Annotated in this window: 1 protein-coding gene; it reads left to right on the top strand. The window is 58.9% G+C overall.

From position 1 onward, the window contains the following. The first annotated feature begins 80 nt into the window (after positions 1-80). Positions 81-1,231 (top strand): IS3 family transposase gene (locus RSW2DRAFT_RS16920; protein WP_394295246.1). Its coding sequence is split into 2 segments (ribosomal slippage): positions 81-348 and positions 348-1,231, totalling 1,152 coding nucleotides; the frame shifts between segments, so codons are not numbered across the junction. Positions 1,232-1,270 lie beyond the last annotated feature (39 nt).

The raw sequence follows: 1,270 nt of genomic DNA, 5'->3' as shown, positions 1-1,270 counted from the left end.
TGAGCTACCCCCCGAAAATCGGACAGTGACGGAAGCTACGATCTGAGGTCTGCTGGTCTCCAAGAACGAGGAGAACAGAGATGTCGAAACGCAGGAACCACGACGCGGCATTCAAGGCGCGTGTGGCGTTGGAGGCGTTGAAGGGTGAGCGCACGGTGTCGGAATTGGCGGCCGCTTATGAGGTGCACCCGACGATGATCCATCAGTGGAAGAAGGCCCTTCTGGAAGGTGCTGCGGGCATCTTCGAGCGTGGCGGTCAGGCGGCAGCCACGGCTGAGATTGCCGAGGAAACGGTTCGCGACCTGCATGCCAAGATCGGAGAGCTGGCTGTGGCCAACGATTTTTTGTCACGAAAGCTCAAGCCCTGGATCGGGAAGTGAGGCGGGGCATGATCGAAAGAACTCATCCCAAGCTGTCGGTAGGGGCGCAGTGCCAGTTGCTGTCGATCTCGCTGTCGTCGTTCTATTACACGCCGCAGGGCGAGACCGCGATGAACCTCGACCTGATGTTGAAGGTCGACAAGCAGTTCCTGGACACGCCGTTTTACGGCGTCCGGCAAATGACGTGGCATCTGCAGAACGAAGGCCATGCCGTGAACGAAAAGCGCATTCGGCGGCTAATGCGCCTTATGCGATTGATGCCGATCTACCAAAAACCCAATACCAGCAAGCCCGCGAAGGGTCACAAGACTTACCCCTATCTGCTCGGTGGGCTGCGGATCGACCGGCCCAACCAAGTCTGGTGCGCCGACATCACTTACCTGCCCATGCGCAAGGGCTTTCTCTATCTGGTGGCCATCATGGACTGGTTCACCCGCAAGGTGCTGGCCTGGCGGATATCCAACACGCTGGAGGCCGGGTTCTGCCTCGAGGCTTTGAACGAGGCGATCCACAAGTTCGGCGCGCCCGAGATCATGAATACCGACCAAGGCAGCCAGTTCACATCCTTCGACTGGACCGATCGGCTGAAGCGGGCAAAGACGAGAATCTCAATGGACGGCAAAGCCCGGTATCTGGACAACATCTTCATCGAGCGGCTCTGGCGGTCGCTGAAGTATGAATGCGTCTATCTGCACGCCTGGGAAACCGGATCACAGGCCCGGGCTGGCGTCGGACGCTGGATCACCTTCTACAACCACCAGCGGCCTCACGCCGCCCATGGCGGTCAACCGCCCGCCGTGGTCTACTTCAACGCAACCCAAACCGATCAGCAGGTGCAGGCAGTAGCTTAAATCACCCGGAAATCTGTCCAAGAGATGGGGAGTAGCTCA

It is taken from the genome of Rhodobacter ferrooxidans (genome assembly GCF_000176015.1).
GTDB classification, from domain to species: Bacteria; Pseudomonadota; Alphaproteobacteria; order Rhodobacterales; family Rhodobacteraceae; genus Pseudorhodobacter_B; species Pseudorhodobacter_B ferrooxidans.
Note: the sequence above shows the minus strand (reverse complement) of the source record. Positions and strands in the feature narration are given on the sequence as shown.